This is a genomic window from Nostoc sp. (genome assembly GCF_036917355.1).
Classification (GTDB): Bacteria; Cyanobacteriota; Cyanobacteriia; order Cyanobacteriales; family Nostocaceae; genus Nostoc.
On the sequence record NZ_JBALDP010000061.1, the window covers coordinates 269,446 to 289,227 of the forward strand.

Here is a 19,782-nt window from a genome sequence, read left to right on the forward strand (position 1 = left end):
TCAAAAATATTCTAATTTTGTAGTATATATACACTTTTTTAAAAATGCCATTTCTAATGCATTACCTAGTAAATTAACACCATTTATAGTGTGATAAAATGATTCAATCAGATACACTATATATTCTTGGAAAATACCAATCTGCAAATATTTAATTTCAAATACAGTTTGTCTATCTTGACTAAATAAATTAAACTCGAAAATGCCATCAAATGAGAAATATTTAATAACATTTGAAAAAAAGTTAGTCAAAATGTGTGCCAACAGTTTTTCATTGATGTAACAGATTACAAATTTATATTGACTGATGAAAAAAATCAAGCGCCGATAGCCCAGATTAATCTGTATTTGTTCTGGCAATTGTTGGCTATGTTCAACTAAATTGAAGGATGTTGCTCTACACTCTAATTTTCCTACTTCTAACTGGCCGATAATCAACACATCATTCAACATTTCAGTCATGATTATGTGATATTTGGGCGTATTGGTCTGCATGATCCTATTAGACTTACGGTACAAGTCCAAATCTTCCTCATAAACTTCAATGAAGTGCGTGTATTTGCCTGTCGTAGCTTTACGTACTATAGCGCGTGCTAGTAACCATTGGGACTTGAGTAATTGTCTCTCAATGAAAATCTGATGTTCTACCTCAAAGGAACAAATACTAGCATTCCCTCTAGTTTTCTCTGTTTTTTGTGCAAGTGCTTGACAGATACAGATACTTTCAGGAGTAATATTGTCAGTAATATCACTTGGCTTATCTACAACTAAAAGTAGTTCTAACTGCTGCTTGCACAACCGTGATAGCACTGAGACTATTTCCGAAAATTCTGACATATTCAATGTCATGATTAAGGTATGCATAACTTCAAAAGTATTGGCTGTTTTCAAGCTAGTTCCAGAAGCTACAAACAGTACCATATCATGCTTGGTGAAGTACCTTACTACCTGCGAAGATGAAAAAACAAGATACTTTTACCCCGTGCTACATCAGTGCGTAAGCGTAGCCCTTTGTAGAAATAGCATCTACTCTAATAGTGATGTTTTTAACACAACCATCAGGAGCAAACAGTCAATTCTTAACTCTAAGCTTTGTAGCCCGATCGGCTGAGGTAAAGCTTGCATAGATTTTCACGATAGCTATCATCAAATAATAGTTATCTAAAGCTGCTTATCTAAGTATTTTCCAATATTTTGACACTAAACAAGTAGTAATATTTGGGATACAAACACTACAAAAAATGTGTTAAGAATTACCAACTAGCTTATATCCAGCTAGTTGGGTATTGAGCATTGGGTATGGGGAAGAGGAAAAGCGGAAAGACTTGTTGCAAGTTTTTCACTCAAGTCACCTTGTTTCCCCTGCTCCCCGCCTCTGCCTCTTTACCAAGGACGCAACTGCACCCGCCGTTCGCCATAACGTAATAGCCTTTCTATAGTTACGAGTCGATTTTCCCAAACTTTGACTTGATAGGAATTCGACTTAATTTCTTGGCTCATCAATACCCGGAATTGAGACTGGAACCGAGTTAGAGAGGCTTTCGCAACGACTAACTTACTAGCAGAAGGGGAAGCGGCAAGCTGATTTAAAGCGCTGCGTAAAACTTCTGCCTGGTTGTTAAAATCTGAAAGTTTCTGAGAAGACCTTTGTTGTTGGTCATTTTGGAAAACAAATTTCCATTCCCGTTGTAGCGCGGTGTAACGGATGGCGGCAGTTTGAAAAGGCTGGCGGTGAGGAATCGGTTCACTTGTTGTAGATTGAATTCTACCTTGGGTGTTACTAAAGAGTTTTTGGAGATCGTTGCTAAAATTTTCTGCTGCAAATAGTGCATAACCACTAACTGGCAAGTCCCTTACCAACTGGAGTTGATCGAATGCCCCGATTGTTGGCAAAGAAAGTAAGCGAATTCCCGGCACCAACAAGGTAGCCCCCAATTGTTTAGAGGCAATCCAGGGTTGGGCCAGTCGTTGAAACCGAGAAGTATCGAGAGCATAAGTCATGGGAACAATTAAATCTACATCTCCCCGCCTTGCCCAAGTTTCCCAATTTTGTTGAATTTTTTGAATCCGCTCTTGTTCTGGCAAAGGAAATACTGCAACCGACAAAATCAAATTTGGTTGCTTTTGTCGCAACTGCTGTGATACTTGGGCGACAAAGCTATCAACTTGCTCGGTGCGAAATTTTGTCCATTTTTGCCACAAGTCTGCTTGGCTAGGAGAAATATTCACTGGATCTACACCAGTAAGTTTTTGAAATTGCGCTCTTGCAGCTTTCCCATAGCCATAAGTTCGACCTGCTGATGGGTCTTGGAAAGGATAGCGAATGTAGTCTAGCTGTAGACCATCCACCTTATATTTAGTGACAATTTCCTCATACAGCTTGAGCAAGTATTGCCGCACTTCGGGGTTGGCTGGATCGAAGAATGGCTTGCTCTGACCAACGGGAATCATGTTGCCCAGATTATCGTAGTTTGCCCAATCGGGATGAGCCGCCAGTACTGGCCCTGGATAATTAGGATTAAGGTTGAGAATTTCATTATGACGTTGATTGCCAGCAGCAAAAGTCCACACCCAAGCGTGCAATTCCATGTCTCGCTCATGGGCTAGTTTCACCGCTTCTTCCAGTGGGTTCCATCCACGAATTAATGGGTTTTGCTCTTTTGCGACTTGGCTCGGATAAATTGTATAGCCAGCGTTAACAGTTTCAAAAAAGACGGTATTAATCCCAGCTTGGGCGAGGCGATCGAAAATCTGTGCCAGTCCCGTCTTACTACCAGCGCGAACAATCGTTCCCCGATCTAACCAAACTGCGCGAATTTCTGGTTGAGCTAGTTTTCGATCGACAGGAAATTGCTGCCACAAAGTCGTTTTAGCGAGCAGCCACTGCTGACGAGCCAAAGCGTAGTTTTTTTGAGCAATCAACTGGGGTAAATTTTTGGCAATTAGCCTTGCTTGTGCTAATGCTTGGTCTTTACTTATGGTTAGCGCCCCCAGTTTGGTTGAGGCCAATTGTGTTGGCTGTTCTTTGACAGATTGGGGGGTGTTCAAATGCCTAGAAAACTGTTTCCCCTCACCCTCAGATATTGTTTCGCCAACATTAGCCGCATCAGCTAACACCGCTAAATGAGCACTTTCCACCCGACCAATCAGATTTTCTAGCTCTTGCTGGAGAGCGATCGCTTGCCTGTTATCAATCGGCTCATTGGAGTTGGGTGCAACATCCAAACGCACTGCTTGTTCTAATTGGTCAATAGCCTCCTGAGAACTTGGGGGTTTGACCATAGGCAGCGATCTAAGTATGGGAGCAGTGGCAGTTTTAGGAGAAGATGAGAGAGATGAACCGCCCCTCTGCCCCCCTGCTCCTCGGTCACTGAGCGTAGCCGTTGGCGTTCGCGTTAGCGTCTCTGAAAGAGAAGCCTCTCGTAGAGAAGTGCTGCCCCCCTGCCCCATTGGCGCAGCCGCCACAGTCGTGGAGCAGCTTTGGGAACCTCCTGCTATTTTTTTGGTGCGATTTGATGGCGCTAGTGCTGTCAAATAGTGATTGATAGTAGTTTTTAACCAGGCATTATCCAACTCGGCTGCTGAGGCTGTATCTGTTCCCCAGCGCCAGCCTAAAAAGGTGGAACGCTCAGTTGTCACGACTGCGGCTGGATTATCTTTGGAATTCCAAACAGCAGGAGATTCACTGCCCATATCATTAGGAATCACAACGCCGCCGCGCACTTTACCAAAGAGTCCAGTTTGGTTTGTCCATTCTGGGATCTTGGTTTTTGCAGCTTGAATCTGTTCTGTGTCACTAAGGCTGAATCCCCAATAACCTCCCAAGAGCGATCGCAATAACTGCCGTACTCCTGGCGATGACAGACTACCGACAGGCCCACTAGCAATCAAACGCCCTCCCTTACTCATCCAGTCTTCTAGAGCGATCGCTTGAGTTGGTGTTAATGTCTCGACGTTTGGCAAAAATAATACCCGGCGATCGCCCCAATCTGCCCCACTCTTGACATCATTTAGGGAAATTACACAATATTTCACCCCTATTGTCTGTAAGCGATCGCTTATCCCTCTCCATTGATTTGCATTTTCTTGGCCATAAACTACGCTCAATACGGGTTCTTCAGTCGCCGCCGTTACTGGCAAAATACCCAAAAAATTTAAAACTACAATTTCACAACTTAAAATAAATAATTTTCTAGCTTTTTTAATTTTTAAACTTATATCTTTTTGGTTTTCCTGATAATTCACCAGTGACTCCTCACTTCATTATTAATTAATTTAGTTATTAGTCTTAATTCATTAGTACATAATATAGGACCTTAGCTTGATTCCTAGTAAGTTTACTGAGATTCTCACTCGGATTAAGCAAGCTAACCTTTGACTTTTCAAAAATCAAATACAATTCCTATAAGCTTTTCGTAGAAGTACTTAGTGAATGACCTTCATCAATCTAGCCTATCAAAAGCAGTAAAAAATGCCAAGATGGATACTCAACTTGCCCAGACGATTCTATAGAAATTGTTAGCTATTACATTGTGAATTTCATTCCATTGGTGACTAGCTTTTTAGAAAATTTTGTGTTTACCAATTCCAATAGGCTTTTGGGCAATTGCAGAGAGTTTTCACTTAAACCTAAAATAAAAAATGCCACTCTTATTCTAATTATCTGTTTTTCAGGATTTTTGTGAGTTAAAAAAGTAATACTAGTACATCTTAAAGCTCTCACCCTAAATCCCTCTCCCAAGCTTGGGAGAGGGACTTTGAAATTGGCTCGGCTCCCCTTCTCCCAAAATTGTGAGAACGGGTTGGCGGATGAAGACAGATTTAGTATTTGTGCAATAAGTTTAATTAGTACTCTTGACGATCGCCAGAGTTAAACTAACAATAATTTATCACAAGCTTTTCTAGAAAGTTTTAGATAGAATAAGACAATATTTTCAACAGTCGCAATTAGAATCACCAAAATTTATTAAATGTAAAGCAATATGTTTATATTTAATTAAAGCTGATCAATTTTGTATTTAACATCCAGATATTTGGATACAAAAAAATTAGTTTGAGTTGAAATGCTTAAAATTATACTGATTCAAAAAACGTTTATAACAGATAACCCCACCCCCAAAGTATTTTCTTGACAAGAATAGGGGTCGGGGGTGAGGTTTTGATATGTACTTCATCCACCTGGGAACTACTATAGACTAAAGAGATAACAAAAACAGCTTAAAGAATACAAGTATTGATTAAATCTTCAACTCCTCCTACTGGTAAGATTTTTGTCTCCAGTTTGCAGGCTAATTCTTCAATACTCATATCATCTAAAAATACCAATTCACCATGTTTGAGCATTACATTTGGCAGTAAAATTCCGTCTCCCAAATCTTGCCCTTGTAAGTTCAACAGCAAATCATGACCCGTTAGTAATCCCGTAACAGTGATACTCTGTCCCCAATAATCACTACATAAAGCACGCATATTTACTTTTAATCCTTCAACAAAATTTAACCGTTTCAAGATAGGTTCAAAGGCGTTTTCTACTGCGTTGCCTACTACCCAAGTTAATGTCCTCTGAGGATAAACTTTTGGCGGTAGTAATTCTGTTGCAGCGGCTGCAAATTGCTTGATAAACAACTGGATTGAACCAACACCATTATCAATTTGGGGATACTCTTCATATTCAGATTCGCTCGGTAATTCTTCACCAGCAATCAAAAACCACTCATCAGCTAACCAAGCGACGCTAGAGGAAAACTTTTGGCGAAATTGCTGCGAGAGTATTCGCACTTGAGAAATCACTTCTTTCGCTTTTTCTCTGGTTACGGGTATGAGTTCGTCTTCTGGAGGACGAAACCTTGTCAACCCAACTGGCACAACTGCCACCGATGCCACCGTAGGCACTTCACCAGTATGAAAGGATGCTAAATCTTTTAGGGTTTGCTCTAGGTGTTCGCCATCATTTATACCTGGACAAACAACTACTTGAGCATGAATTTGTAGCCGTCTTTTTTGAAACCACTTGAGTTGTTGTAAGATTTGTCCTGCACGGGGATTTTTCAAGAGTCTAGTTCTAACTTCCGGCTCCGTGGCATGAACAGAAACATACAAGGGAGACAAGCGCATTTGTTCAATCCGCTGCCATTCTTTTTCTGGCAAATTGGTCAGGGTAAGATAAGAGCCGTACAAAAAGCTTAAGCGGTAATCGTCGTCTTTAAAGTACAAGCTGGTGCGCTTACCTGGTGGCTGTTGGTCGATAAAGCAAAAAGGACAGCGGTTATTACACTGAATTAAGCTATCAAATAGGGCAGTTTCAAATTCTAGCCCTAAGTCTTGGTCGTAATCTTTTTCGATTTCCAGGCTATGAGTTTTACCAGTAGCGTCTAAAACTTCTAATTCCAAGACTTCATCAGCACACAAAAACTGATAATCAATTAAATCGCGGGGACGTGTACCGTTGATTGCAACGATCGCATCCCCAGCTTCAAAACCAATCTCTGCGGCTATTGAGTCTGGAAGCACCTTGGTAATTCGGGCAGGATGAATGGTAGTCATGGGGAATTGGGGATTGGGAATTGGGCATCCCTTCGGCTTACCTCGGCTTCACTCGGCACGAGTCGCTCAGGGCAAGTGGGCATTATAGCGTTTCTCAGTTGAGTCTAATACAGACCTAACCCCCAGCCCTTTCCCTACTAGTGTTGGGGAGTAAAATTCAAAGCCTCTCTCCTTTTAGGAGAGAGGCTTAGAGTAAGGTTAGATTGTATTGCATACAAAGTTAGATTGTATTGCATACAAACGAGCGGTCGCTATAGTCATTTGCTTTGGACAAAGGACAAATGACTAATGACTATTATCCTTTCCAACCTGCTGCGATCGCTAGTAAGATCGCACTACCAAATGCTAATCTATACCATACGAAAATCAAAGTATTTTTGGTTGCTAAGTATTTGATCAAAAATGCAATTGATAGGTAAGAAAAAATAAAGGTTGAAATAATTCCTACAATTAACAGTCCAACAATGTTATCTGGCAACTGGTGTTCTTGAAACAACTTGAATATTTTCAAGCTTTTATACAGCGTCGCAATGGTAAGAGTTGGAAACCCTAACAAAAATGAGAATTTCGCTGCTGTAGCGCGTTCTAATCCTAAAAATAAGGCAGTCGTTAACGTCGAACCAGAACGAGAAACACCCGGAATCAAAGCAAGTGTTTGTCCCAATCCAACCAAAATACCATCTCGAATTTGCAATGACTCAAAACCGCGCTTACGAGTGCCAATTTTTTCTGCTAGACCTAGTATAAGTGCCATAATAATTGACATAATGCCAATAATTAATGCACTCTCAGGTAAAATATCTTTCAAAAGGAAGCCGAAAATTAAAGCCGGCAGTGTTCCGACTACAATACCGACAAGAATCTTCCATTCTTCGCGTTCCCAGTCTTTGGCTTTTAATGCTTCAATTCCACCTTTGGTAATACTATAAATCAGCGACCAAAAATACCCCACAATTGCGATAACACTGCCAAATTGAATTGCATCAACAAAATCTTTAGAACCTAGTTCTTTCCAACCAAATAGCTTGGTAAAAATCAGAAGATGTGCAGTACTGCTGATTGGCAAAAACTCTGTAATACCTTGAACAATACCTAAAATAAAAGCTTGAATAAACTCCATATACAATTAATACCTTTTTCGTGTTATAGAGATCGTGATGAACATTTTTTAGCTGATGATGTTGCTTTATATACTCTCTATTGCACCCAATCTTGTAGAAAACTCAATTTTACCGATGGAAAACATCATCGAAGACGCTGACTATGTTCTTACACCCACCTCAATAAGTCAACGCAATTTGAGAAATTCATCAAATTTTAATATTTAGCAGACTCATAGCAGCTGACTTTTCACATCTCTGTAGTCCCTCAGTTACAGGTAACTACAGAGGAGTTATGTACATAGTGGAACTTTAATCGATTCGTCTGACGCAGAATGTTTTCTTTGGTTTGCACCAGCGCTAGTGGAAATTTCAGTATAATTACAATGCCCCAGGGGGGGATTTGAAAATGTGATATCTTAAATAAAATAAAGTTTAGTAACAAATATTAAAAACTTTGATTAATAATACACTGTCTTCCTACAGCGCTTCTACCCCTTCTATTGATACTGAGTTGGATTTAGCTGATACTGGGCTGAAGGGTATCAAGCAATTGGAATCTACACTTTCCCTTTCTCCCTCTTTACCCTTATCTACTTCTGCCCGACAAACTTGGTTAGTGTTTGCAGCAGCGGTGTTTTTGGTAACAGTGCCAGTATTTATAGAAGCGCCTATCGTGCGATCGCTACCAACTCTGAGTTTAGCGCTGACAGGATTTTGGGTGTGGCTCAGTTTTGCCTTAATGTCACGTCCTGCAACTTACGTCTGGGGAGATTTACTCTTGGGGTTTAGCTGGAGTTGGTTAGCAGGAGCGATTTACTGGGGTTGGTTACGTTGGGAACCTTTATGGCATCTGCCTGTGGAATTTATCGGTTTACCGTTTGCTTGCTGGTGTCTGGCGAAGAATTGGGGCAAGGTAGGTAACTGGTTTTATTTAGGTTCTTTACTCGGTACAGTTTTAACAGATGTATATTTTTATATAGTAGATTTGATGCCCTATTGGCGGCAAATCATGAGAGTAGATGCAGATTTAGTACCGCAAATCTTACAAAATGCTCTCATACAAGTACAAGCACCTTGGGGGCAAACTTGGGCGATACTTTTCGCCGCAGTGCTACTAACAGTAGGGATTTCAGCTTTAGGTCGAAATCAAAGACACTGGTATGCCTTTGGTGGCGCAGTTTTAAGCACAATTTTGGTAGACAGCCTATTTTTGTTAGCTGCGATCGCAGCGTAAAAAAGGTAGGAGACACTATATGTTGCAATGAGCGTGTAGGCTTCTCTTACTGAAACTTTTCCCATCCCAATCTACGACACATCAAAAATGATGCTGTAAAAGATTAATTAGTTAAGAAATATTACATAAAATCCATCAGTTTCAAGTCTTTTTTGTTCAGATTTTCGGTCTTAGAAATCATACAGTTTGGTGTCTGCTTGGGAGGTAGAATCAGGCACCCCGAAAAGATTTCATCTCGCTGGGAATGCTACCGGGATCGTCGATGCAACGCTATCGCAGCTATGCAGGCACTCTTTCCACGATGAAAATTTTTGGCAAAAGTATAGTCAAACCCAGTAACGGTAAATATTGTGGATATTAATACGCTGTATATTAGTTTCTGATGACTGCTGTGTTGACTAAGCTATCAGCTTTTGTCCTAAGTCAATTGTCCTTCGTCCTTGGCGCTCTCACGTAGAGGCATTAACGGCTTCCCGCAGGGTATAACTAATGACTAATGACTAATGACTAATAACTGTTGTTAGCTTAAAACTTTTATTTCTGTTTGATGGAAAGAGGTAGAAAAATCGTGAAAGGATTGGCGCGTTTATTAACAGTGTTTAGCTTGTTACTTAGTTGCTGGGGATGGTTGGGAACAACTCAGATAGCCCAAGCTGCTAGTTTCAACAGTTTTGCTTTTCCCCAAGTCCCAGTTCTGGCAATTGAGCGGCAGAATCGGGCAGACGCTAAACTAGGAACGGAATTTGGTAAAAAAATTGATTTGAATAATACCAACGTCCGAGCTTTTCAACAGTTTCCAGGGCTTTATCCCACCCTGGCTAAGAAAATCATCACCAATGCTCCCTACCAAAAGGTAGAAGATGTATTGGATCTTCCAGGATTGAGCGATCGCCAAAAACAAACCCTGCAAGCCAACCTCGATAAATTCACCGTGACGGAATTAGAGCCTGCCTTCAATGAAGGAGACGATCGCTTTAACAACGGTATCTACAGATAACTGAATTGCAGTTAATGTAGCAAATAGCAGCCCACTCCTGATTCTAGGGAGTGGGAGATGATATGAGTTAGGAGTTAGGAGTTATGAGTTAAAAATTCAAAACTCCTAACTCCTAACTTCTAACTCCTCACTTCCCCCTACCCATTACCTTGTCTCAGATAGATATTCCCAGCCAATTTGATGTCTTAGTAGTCGGCGCTGGTGCCGCTGGACTATACACAGCTCTGTGTTTGCCAGAATCCTTGCGAGTCGGTTTAATTACCAAAGAAACCGTTGCTTTATCCGCCAGTGATTGGGCACAAGGTGGCATTGCCGCAGCGATCGCCCCAGAAGATTCTCCCACGCTACACATTGAAGATACGATCCAGGCGGGTGCCGGTTTATGCGATCGCACTGCTGTCGAATTTCTCGCCCAACATGCCCCTAGCTGTATTCAATCTCTAGTTAACTTGGGGGTAGCTTTTGACCGTCATGGTCAAGCTTTAGCTTTAACTTTGGAAGCCGCCCATTCTCGCCGCCGTGTTCTCCATGCTGCTGACACTACAGGCAGGGAAGTTACTACCACCCTCACCGCCCAAGTATTACGTCGCCAAAATATTCAAGTCATTCAGCAAGCTTTGGCTTTGAGTTTGTGGATTGAACCCGAAACTGATTGCTGTCAGGGAATTAGCCTGTTTTATCAAGGTAAAATCACCTGGATAAGAGCTGGTGCTGTGGTACTAGCAACCGGCGGTGGCGGTCAGGTATTTGCCCAAACCACTAACCCGGCTGTGAGTACAGGTGATGGAGTAGCGATTGCAGCTAGGGCTGGGGCTATCCTCCGCGATTTAGAATTTGTCCAATTTCACCCCACCGCCCTCACTAAACCTGGTGCCGATCGCTTCTTGATCAGCGAAGCTGTACGCGGCGAAGGGGCACATCTCATCGATAATGAAGGGCGGCGTTTTGCTTTTGACTACCACCCTGCGGGTGAACTTGCGCCTAGAGATGTTGTCAGTAGAGCAATTTTCAGTCATTTACAACGTACCGCTATTGATTTAGCTACTGCTCATGTCTGGTTGGATATGCGCCCCATCCCCGCTGACAAGATTCGTCACCGCTTTCCCAACATCATCAAAGTTTGTCAGCATTGGGGTGTTGATGTCTTCCACGAACCAATTCCTGTAGCGCCAGCTGCCCATTACTGGATGGGTGGAATTGTTGCCGATCTAATGAATCGCACGAATATCCCCGGTTTATACGCAGTGGGTGAAACCGCTAGTACTGGTGTGCATGGGGCAAATCGCCTTGCCAGTAATTCCCTATTGGAATGTATTGTCTTTGGGGCCCAGATGGCTAATATTAAGTTAGAAAATATTGGGCTGCCCTCAGAAATACCAGTGCTGCCGTTACAGAAATTTAGTCCTGATGCTAGTGAGTGGCACATCCAACAAGCACAGCTAGAAACACTTAGGGAGAAGTTACCGCGTCTAGTGTGGGAAAGTGCTGGTATTTGTCGGGAGCAATCAAGGCTGGAAACTGCGATCGCTACTATTGAATCTTGGCAGCAAGATTTCGCTGCCTTGCCTTTAACTCAATTCTTGCTTGCTTTACGTCCAGCAGAACCCGCTAGTTTTGACCTACCAGATGTTGAACGGCAATTGGGACTTTGGGCAGAAACCCGCAATTTATTAGATGTAGCTGATTTAATTCTCAAAAGTGCTGCTTTTAGAACCGAAAGTCGAGGCGGACACTTCCGTTTAGATTATCCTCAACCAGACTCAAATTGGCAAGTCCACACACTTATACAAACAAATCATTGGTGGAAATCTCCACTATTGTCTTGAATCAACTATCTTAAAGAGCCTGACGGTTTTCGCAACCCTAAGCACAACATCTTGCAATGAGCCGCCAAGTAAAAGATGTGGTGTCCAAGACGGTGTTAACTCATCGCGCTGCTCTACCACAATCTAAAATCTAAAATTGCCATTAGCGGGTGCCGCTACCATTATGACTGTCGGGGCCACCATAATTTGGTGGAATGTATATGTCTTGTAAATTTTGAGAATTGACCTTGCGGGCGATTAAGGTATCACTGATAGTAGGGCCAAAAGAATTAGCACTTGCAGTACTCAATATACCTGTGCAAGCAGCAATTTTTGGGATCAGTATATAAGCACCTATGCAGAATATCATAAACTTTGTGATTCGGAAGTTAGTCTTCATGTCTTTCAGTAAATTTACTAATTTTTATTCCAAAACGTATTTTTTATTTACTACCGTATATTTACTGTACTTTTTGAAAAAAGTATTTTAACTTTATGAAATTATTGCTGGTAGCGTACAAATCATTGTGGTATTCGCTTGTCGATTAACCTTAATCTGCCGATATAAAAGAGTCTTTATACTTAAGTGGTATTCTTAATAAGCGGTTTTTACATCAGTCTCAGGTTAGATATGTCAATGATTTACTGTGAGCATTTTGCTTAATTCACTATTTATTAATAATATCTTAATACTTTTAAGTATAAATACTATGTTCTCTGAATCAGTAGTTTAGAAAAACGTGAAATAATACTTATTTGATTGTATAGTTTAGACTTAATAGAGTAAAGATGTGTAAAGATAAAACAACATATTTATCGTGTTATAAGGATTTTTAAAACTATCAAACAGCGTAATAAGCGAATAAGTATAAGTATAATTTTTAATGTAATTTAAATTACATTAAAAATTATTTTCCTAATTATTTCTGAGCGCTAATTGTTTTGTGACATCAATTATGAGGTTTAGTCTTCAAGCCAAAAAGCCTTGCCGAGTATATATCTTGGCTAAAAATTTACCTCGCAGTACATAAGCTATATTTTTCAAAATAGTGCCTTAGACGTGTCTCCAGTCCAAATTCATAATTTGAATGTAAAAATTGTAACTATATTGAAAAAAGCTGGAAGCTTGACTCTTAACTAATTAAGCAAACTCGTAGCGATTTTTACCCAGGCGCTTGGCACGGTACATTGCTGTATCAGCTTGTTTCATCAAAGTTTCACTGTCTTGACTGTTGTATGGGTAAACACTAATGCCAATACTGGCAGAGACTCGGATTGTATAGCCGTCCAAAACAATTGGCTTGGTAATACTGCTTAAAATTTTTTCGGCGACTTTAGCAGCTATTTGGACATTGGGAATTGCCCGTAAAATCACAGTAAATTCATCGCCACCCAAACGAGAAACTGTATCACTAGCGCGTAAAGAGTTGCTGAGTCTTTCAGCAATAGTCATTAACAAGCGATCGCCCGTCTCGTGTCCCAAAGTATCATTGACTTGCTTAAAGCCATCTAGATCGATAAACAGCAGTCCCAGCAACAAGTTATTGTGTTGTGCCCAATGTAAGGACTCGTAAAGTTGTTCGGCAAAAAATTTGCGATTGGATAAACCGGTGAGTGGGTCGTGATACGCTAGATAACGTAAGTGGTCTTCTTTGAGTTTTAATTCATTGTTAGAGCGAGATAGTTCAGCAGCAGTACGCTTCAGTTGTTCTTCCATCAGCTTGCGCTGAGTAATATCTCGGATGACCCCAACTAAAAAGAAATTGCCAGCTGAGTCTTTGTGAAGCGATCGCTTAGTGGCAATTTGATGAGTCTGACCATCGGCATTTGTAAATTCTTCTTCATGTTCTTGGGGTTGCTGAGTCCGAAAAACAAGATCGTCCTGTTGTCGAAATACATCAGCCTCATGTTTTGGGAAAAAGTCATAGTCTGACTTTTCAATTAAAAACTTATTTGGATAACCGATAAATTGACAATACGCCTCATTTAAAACAATCCACTGATGTTGTTCATTTTTCACAAAAATTGGATCGGGGATCGTGTTAATAACGTGATGCAAAAATTCTTTGGAACGTTTCCACTCTTCCTGCATGTGAGCGATATGACTAGTCATCCAAATAGCTGAAGTGCCAAAGCAAACCAGTGAGGGAATGAGCGGTATCCACCAACCGTATAAGAAAGCAAGGTATGCACTCACGGTCAATACAAAGCAAGAAACTAGGATACAGAAGAGACTCCTAGTTGCGTGTCGTATCCGCCATATTGTCACGGCTCCCAAATAAGACCAAACAAAAACCCACAAGTATTCCACCAAGTCAGGCCAAACTTTAAGTAATGGTCTTCCATGTACAGCAGCAGAGATTAACTCACTAATAAAATAAGCCTGCAATTGAATACCAGGTACAGGCTTTGCCGTACCAATTAAACTGCTGGAGTATGGAATAAATACAAAATCTTGGAGACTGGGTGCAGTGGAGCCAATAAGTATAATCCGATCTTTGATTAAGTTTGCTTTGACTTTATCTGCCAGTACATCTCTCATCGATACCTGGCGAAAACTACAAAATTCTCCAGACGAACTTTGGCATTTAGGTTTGGGAAAATTGCTCAAAATTTGGTAGCCTCTATCATCAGCTCCCACATAAGCACCATCATTAGCCTCAAAACGAGTAAATGCTGCCTTACCCAATTGCAAATACTCAGGGTTACTTTTTGCTTTAGTGGGAGTAATTCCCTTTGACTTTAAATACAATAAAGCCAACTTCAGGGCAAAACTTTCGTGTACTTCACTTTTAACGTGCCAATACAACAAACTGCGACGCACTTTCCCATCAAGATCGTACAGCACGTTATTAAAGCCCACTCGATCCCGATCTAGTCCCAGTGGAGGCGAAACACTAAAGTTTTTGTTGTTATCATTTGCTAGTAGTTCAATACCAATCAAGTTGGGTGTTAACTTGTAAGCATTACGTAGTTCTTGATTACCAGGCTCTACTGGTAAATTCCTGTAGATATCTAAGCCAATCGCACGGGGTTTGTGGACATTTAATTTTTGCAACAACTGGGCAATCTTCGCATCTGGAATTGGCCACGAACGTACTTCGTTTAAATAAGCCTCATCAATCACTACGATTGTAATCCGGTCTTCTAGCGGTTCATTTGGACGTAAGCGAAAAAATTGATCCAAAGCTGCCAACTCCAAAGATTGCAATAATCCAATGGAGTGCAAAAGCAGGACGCAGACTGCAACGCTGGCCGCAGTAATCAATTCTCTGTGTCCTCGACTAAGCGATTGTTTCAGTCCAAAGGTTAACTTCACAAAACGCTTGCCTAGCTGCTGATTCATTCCCATTACCTAGTAGGCAGAAATATTCTCTATTTCTTATAGCTATTAACTATCGGACTAACATAGCTCAAGTAGGAGCTAAATAGAGTTTCTAAAAATTTTTTCAACTCAGCAAGGTTCTTTAAGACATCGTGGTATTTGTGATGTATTACCATATATTGAGGGCAATTATCTGACTAAAAGGCAACTGTGACTTTTGTAGCTCTCAGCACAGATTAATAAATATTGTTGAAAGTCAGTTCAGTAACTTTAACTCTCAAAGCCTTGTCTGGTAGAGCTTACTCAACGAAACTCACACATTTGCGATCGATTAGGTATCTGACTGAGAATTACGTTAACTTCCAACAGAAACAGCTCTCAGTTCGAGCCTTGACATGATTACATCCCAAGGTGGCTCTCAAGTGTTATAAAAAGAAATTAAAATATACATTGTTTTAAAGCAAATGTACTTAGCTAATTTCCTTTAGCTTAAGTGTTTGCAGATAAAGCCGCAGGAAAATTGATATTGGGCATTGGATAAGGTTTATCATCTGTTAGCAAAAACAAAAAAGCCAACTGGAAACAGATTTTACTGTATTCATCCAGTTGACTATGGGGTGTGAACTACTGAAGATCAGTTTACTTAAAATACTTGAAGTTCCGAGGCCCTGTGTAACCAGAAACTTTCGCTAGTTCCTCTAAGTTTTGGACTCCGCTATAGCTTTTACCATTAACGATCCAAGTGGGGAAACCTTCAATTTTTGCAGCTTTACAGAGTTCTGGTTGAGCTTTGAGTCCATCGGGGGCGCACTCTACCTTAATACCATTATTGATTATTTCCTCAGCTTCTTTACCAAAAAGCAGCTTTTGTTCATGACAGTGAGGACACCAATAAGCACTGTATTCCTTTGCACCTACCTTTGCCAGATGGCTTGCTAAGGCTATTTCTGCCTCACCAGAAGTAGTGGTAACTTCCCAACCGAACGCTGGGTTGGGGTTTTCTTTGGGAGTAAAGGTAATTTTTGTGGGTTGTCCAGGAGTTCCAGGTGTCACATCTGATTGATTCACGCCAGCATAGACGCCTAAAGTACCAATCAGCGTTACCATCCCGACAATCAGGGCGGTAAACAAGATTTGTCCAATATCCTCCCAAGTTCGACCGATAATCGTTAGTATCAAAAGACTCACAGAGAACAAAGCTGAACCGATACAGTAAGGACAAATAGCTTTGATTTGAGATGTTAGCACATACATTAAGTAGCCGCTAAAGACAGACATAGCGATCGCACCTACCAGCAGCAGCCACCACGTCCAATTTTCCAATTGTTTGCGGTTATTGTTTTCCCCTGAGTTGAATACCAAGGGAGCCAAAGCTAATATCACCATACTGGTGTATGCCAAAAACCCAAACAAAGCTAATGGCTGACCAAAAACTGTTGCCCAAGGACTGGAAAGGACATCATTACAGCCCTTAGCGCCAGCCTGTGCCACACAAGCGGCACTGCCTCCAGTTAACTTTTCTATGGTGAGATAACCTGTTATCAAGGCACCACATCCAGCGATCGCGGCAATCAATGGACGTGACCATTTATGAATCCAAGGAGTAGAACGACGGCGAATCATAAATATTGGGGAATGGGATTAGTAATAGTTATGAGTTTAAGAGTGAGGAGTGAGAAGTGAGGAGTTAAGAATGAGGAGTTAGGAACAATTAGTTTAAAACTCATAACTCATAACTCATAACTCATAACTCATAACTTATAACTCCTAACTCTCTTTCCCCACTTTCTAAGAATGTAACTTCACTTGTTCTGCTGATTTGCTTTCACCTTTGGAGTTCCAATTGCGACGGGCAACTTCCACAAATTGACTGACGCGAATTGGGTCAATTGGTTGCTCTATGCGTCCATGACGTTTTAGGGAACTGGAAACTATGACACCATCTGCTGCCTGCATCAATGTATCAATATTTTCCCAATTAGCCCCACTCCCGATGAAGACTGGCGTGCCATTTGCTGCGCCACAAGCTAGTTCCAAATCTTCTAAGTTAGGAGGACTACCAGTAGCCCAACCAGATAAAATCACTCCGTCTGCTAAACCCCTTTCAATGGTGTCTTTCACGGCGACTGTGAGATTTGGAGAACTCAAAGGACGGGCGTGTTTCACCAGCACATCGGCCAGGATTTTAACATCACAGCCCAACTCCCGTCGATAGCGGAGTAGTTGATGGGCTTCTCCCTCAATTAATCCTTGGTCAGTTGCCATCACGCCTGTGAGGACGTTGACGCGGATAAATTGCGCCTGTACACAGCTAGCGATCGCTATTGCACTTTTGGCATCGTTTCGCAATACATTTAAACCTATGGGCAAAGTCACCAAATTCTGTATCCGCTGCACCACAATGGTCATGGCACTCACAACCACCGGATCGACTTGGTTTTTGGTAAACGGCGCGTCGAAAAAATTCTCGACAATCAGACCGTCAACCCCTCCACTTGCCAAGGCTGCGGCTTCTTGTTCGGCACGGTCAATCACCGCTTTTAGGCTACCTCCCCAACGGGGTGAGGTAGGCAGTGGTAGCAGGTGAACCACGCCAATAATTGGTGAGCGAGTTTTAAATATCTGATATAAGTCCACGTCTTTAAATCCGCCTCGCGGAGTCCAGAGTCCAGAATTTTTTGACTATTGAACGCCAGTTCAACACCACTCCTCTTAAGGTCGGGAACCTTTTTATAGGGGTGGCTCTTCAACGGGGAAAACCCCGCACGTGACTGGCTCCTTTTGACCCTTGACTCTTGACTTTTCATTAACTAGTCAAATGTGTTTTATGATAGTCGGTTTATTGCCTCTTTCCTCAGATGGAAATTGGCGTGAAACCTCCCATAAGATATGTTAAGATAAAACCTGGCTACAAGAGGAGTTTGCCACTCACTAGACGCAAGGCAGCTTTCCGTGGTTTAGGCGTCTTGTCCGCGCATTGTCGTAGGACTTGCCAATCGCCAAGGTAGTATTACTGCTTTATAGGCGTAGTCGCTTTCGTCGATTTCCCTGAGGGTAGCGACTTCTCACAACAAGCCCTTTGGGCGGCTTCCCGATGGGTAGGTTAACAACGCACACGCTGTGGTAATGTAAAATATCAATAGGCGAATTGTTAAAAAACATTACAAGTGTCAAATGTACCCAAAGACACTTCAATTTACCCTGGGGAACAGATTGATAAAAATATCATAACATGACCTCTATTTTTATTATTGATAGGGTCATAATTCTACGGACAGTTGCTGACAGTGAAAATCTGCCATCGTCCTGTTACTAGAAGGATAGCGGTCGGAAAAAATTGAAATTAGCGTCAGAATGTTGACTAGAAGAAAAAAAATGAAGATATTTTCAAAATATGGGTGACAAGCCAACGATTGCCATTTCTCATCTGGGCTGCGAGAAAAATAGAATTGATACAGAACACATGCTGGGAATGCTCGTAGAAGCAGGCTACGGTGTAGATACAAATGAAGAGTTAGCAGATTACGTTATTGTTAATACTTGTAGTTTTATTGAAGCGGCCCGGCAAGAATCTGTCAGAACTTTAGTAGAACTGGCAGAGGCAAATAAAAAGATCGTAATCACTGGCTGTATGGCGCAACACTTCCAAGAACAACTTTTGGAGGAGTTGCCTGAAGCAGTAGCTGTTGTGGGTACAGGCGATTATCACAAAATTGTAAATGTAATTGAGCGTGTAGAACAAGGCGAGCGGGTCAAACAGGTTAGTATAGAGCCAACCTACATTGCCGACGAAACTACACCGCGCTATCGCACTACAACGGAAGGTGTTGCTTACCTCCGGGTTGCCGAAGGTTGTGATTATCGTTGTGCATTTTGTATAATTCCTCATCTTCGAGGGAACCAGCGATCGCGTACTATTGAATCTATCGTCGCCGAAGCGGAGCAGTTAGTTAGTCAAGGGGTAAAGGAAATTATTTTAATTTCCCAAATCACCACTAACTACGGTCTAGATATTTACGGTCAGCCAAAATTAGCCGAATTACTTCGCGCTTTGGGGAAAGTAGATATACCGTGGATCAGAATGCACTACGCTTATCCCACGGGACTGACCCCAGATGTAATAGCGGCTATCCAAGAAACATCCAACGTCTTGCCTTATCTGGATTTGCCCTTGCAGCATTCTCATCCAGAGATTCTCCGCGCCATGAACCGCCCTTGGCAAGGGCGCGTAAATGATGGGATTATAGATCGCATCAAAACGGCGCTACCAACAGCCGTATTGCGGACAACATTTATTGTTGGTTTCCCAGGAGAAACTGAAGAGCATTTTGAGCATCTACTAGAGTTTGTTCAACGGCATGAATTTGACCATGTTGGTGTCTTCACCTTTTCCTCTGAGGAAGGAACTCCAGCTTATAAGTTGCCAAATCAGTTGCCCCAGTTGGTGATGGACGAGCGCCGATACCAACTGATGGAAATCCAGCAACCGATTTCCCAAAAGAAAAATCAACAGGAAGTAGGCAAAATCGTTGATGTCCTGATTGAGCAAGAAAATCCTGAAAGTGGTGAATTAATAGGTCGTTCAGGTAGATTTTCCCCAGAGGTTGATGGTCTGGTGTATATAAAAGGCCAGGCAAAGTTAGGAACCATCGTGCCAATAGCGATTCACCACGCTGATACATACGACCTCTATGGTCAAGTAGTCAATAACTAAATTGTCCTTTGTCTTTTGTCCTTTGTCTTTTGTTAAATGACCCTTACAGATTCACCCTTAT

The 19,782-nt window shown here is 41.6% G+C and carries 12 protein-coding genes; 4 read left to right on the forward strand and 8 right to left on the reverse strand.

What is annotated here, in order from left to right; translation table 11 throughout:
* The 4 genes from V7K53_RS18310 to V7K53_RS18325 all read right to left on the reverse strand — a co-directional run bounded on the left by V7K53_RS18310 (position 1) and on the right by V7K53_RS18325 (position 7,663).
* Entirely contained in the window at positions 1–921 is a 921-nt protein-coding gene (locus tag V7K53_RS18310; RefSeq protein ID WP_335198891.1) for a hypothetical protein, read from the reverse strand.
* 462 nt (positions 922–1,383) lie between these two features.
* On the reverse strand, positions 1,384–4,248 hold the full coding sequence (locus V7K53_RS18315) for a family 10 glycosylhydrolase (protein ID WP_335198942.1): 2,865 nt from the start codon (positions 4,246–4,248) through the stop codon (positions 1,384–1,386).
* Positions 4,249–5,217: 969 nt separating this feature from the next.
* The gene (locus V7K53_RS18320) at positions 5,218–6,543 is read right to left on the reverse strand and encodes a TIGR03279 family radical SAM protein (RefSeq protein WP_335198892.1); all 1,326 of its coding nucleotides are present in this window, start codon (positions 6,541–6,543) and stop codon (positions 5,218–5,220) included.
* A gap of 295 nt (positions 6,544–6,838) precedes the next feature.
* Positions 6,839–7,663, reverse strand: a complete 825-nt coding sequence (locus tag V7K53_RS18325; protein ID WP_335198893.1) for an undecaprenyl-diphosphate phosphatase — start codon at positions 7,661–7,663, stop codon at positions 6,839–6,841.
* A 437-nt stretch (positions 7,664–8,100) separates the two neighbouring features.
* Between V7K53_RS18325 and V7K53_RS18330 the strand changes: the two genes are divergently transcribed.
* The 3 genes from V7K53_RS18330 (at position 8,101) to nadB (ending at position 11,703) form a co-directional block, all read left to right on the forward strand.
* Positions 8,101–8,880 (forward strand): DUF3120 domain-containing protein, encoded by a 780-nt coding sequence (locus V7K53_RS18330; protein ID WP_335198894.1) that lies wholly within the window; start codon positions 8,101–8,103, stop codon positions 8,878–8,880.
* 568 nt (positions 8,881–9,448) lie between these two features.
* Entirely contained in the window at positions 9,449–9,877 is a 429-nt protein-coding gene (gene psbU, locus V7K53_RS18335) for a photosystem II complex extrinsic protein PsbU (RefSeq protein WP_292715556.1), read from the forward strand.
* A gap of 149 nt (positions 9,878–10,026) precedes the next feature.
* Complete coding sequence (nadB, locus tag V7K53_RS18340; RefSeq protein ID WP_335198895.1) at positions 10,027–11,703, forward strand: L-aspartate oxidase; 1,677 nt, start codon at positions 10,027–10,029, stop codon at positions 11,701–11,703.
* A 142-nt stretch (positions 11,704–11,845) separates the two neighbouring features.
* On the opposite strand, the gene V7K53_RS18345 is transcribed toward nadB, so the two are convergent.
* The 4 genes from V7K53_RS18345 to btpA all read right to left on the reverse strand — a co-directional run bounded on the left by V7K53_RS18345 (position 11,846) and on the right by btpA (position 17,644).
* Positions 11,846–12,082, reverse strand: a complete 237-nt coding sequence (locus V7K53_RS18345; protein ID WP_335198896.1) for a hypothetical protein — start codon at positions 12,080–12,082, stop codon at positions 11,846–11,848.
* Between the two features lie 741 nt (positions 12,083–12,823).
* Positions 12,824–15,028, reverse strand: coding sequence for a CHASE2 domain-containing protein (locus tag V7K53_RS18350; RefSeq protein ID WP_335198897.1), 2,205 nt, complete (start codon positions 15,026–15,028; stop codon positions 12,824–12,826).
* A 618-nt stretch (positions 15,029–15,646) separates the two neighbouring features.
* Entirely contained in the window at positions 15,647–16,630 is a 984-nt protein-coding gene (locus V7K53_RS18355) for a vitamin K epoxide reductase family protein (RefSeq protein ID WP_335198898.1), read from the reverse strand.
* A 165-nt stretch (positions 16,631–16,795) separates the two neighbouring features.
* Complete coding sequence (gene btpA / locus V7K53_RS18360) at positions 16,796–17,644, reverse strand: photosystem I biogenesis protein BtpA (protein ID WP_322670041.1); 849 nt, start codon at positions 17,642–17,644, stop codon at positions 16,796–16,798.
* A gap of 757 nt (positions 17,645–18,401) precedes the next feature.
* Here btpA and rimO point away from each other — a divergent pair.
* Entirely contained in the window at positions 18,402–19,721 is a 1,320-nt protein-coding gene (gene rimO / locus V7K53_RS18365) for a 30S ribosomal protein S12 methylthiotransferase RimO (protein WP_335198899.1), read from the forward strand.
* Positions 19,722–19,782: the final 61 nt, after the last annotated feature.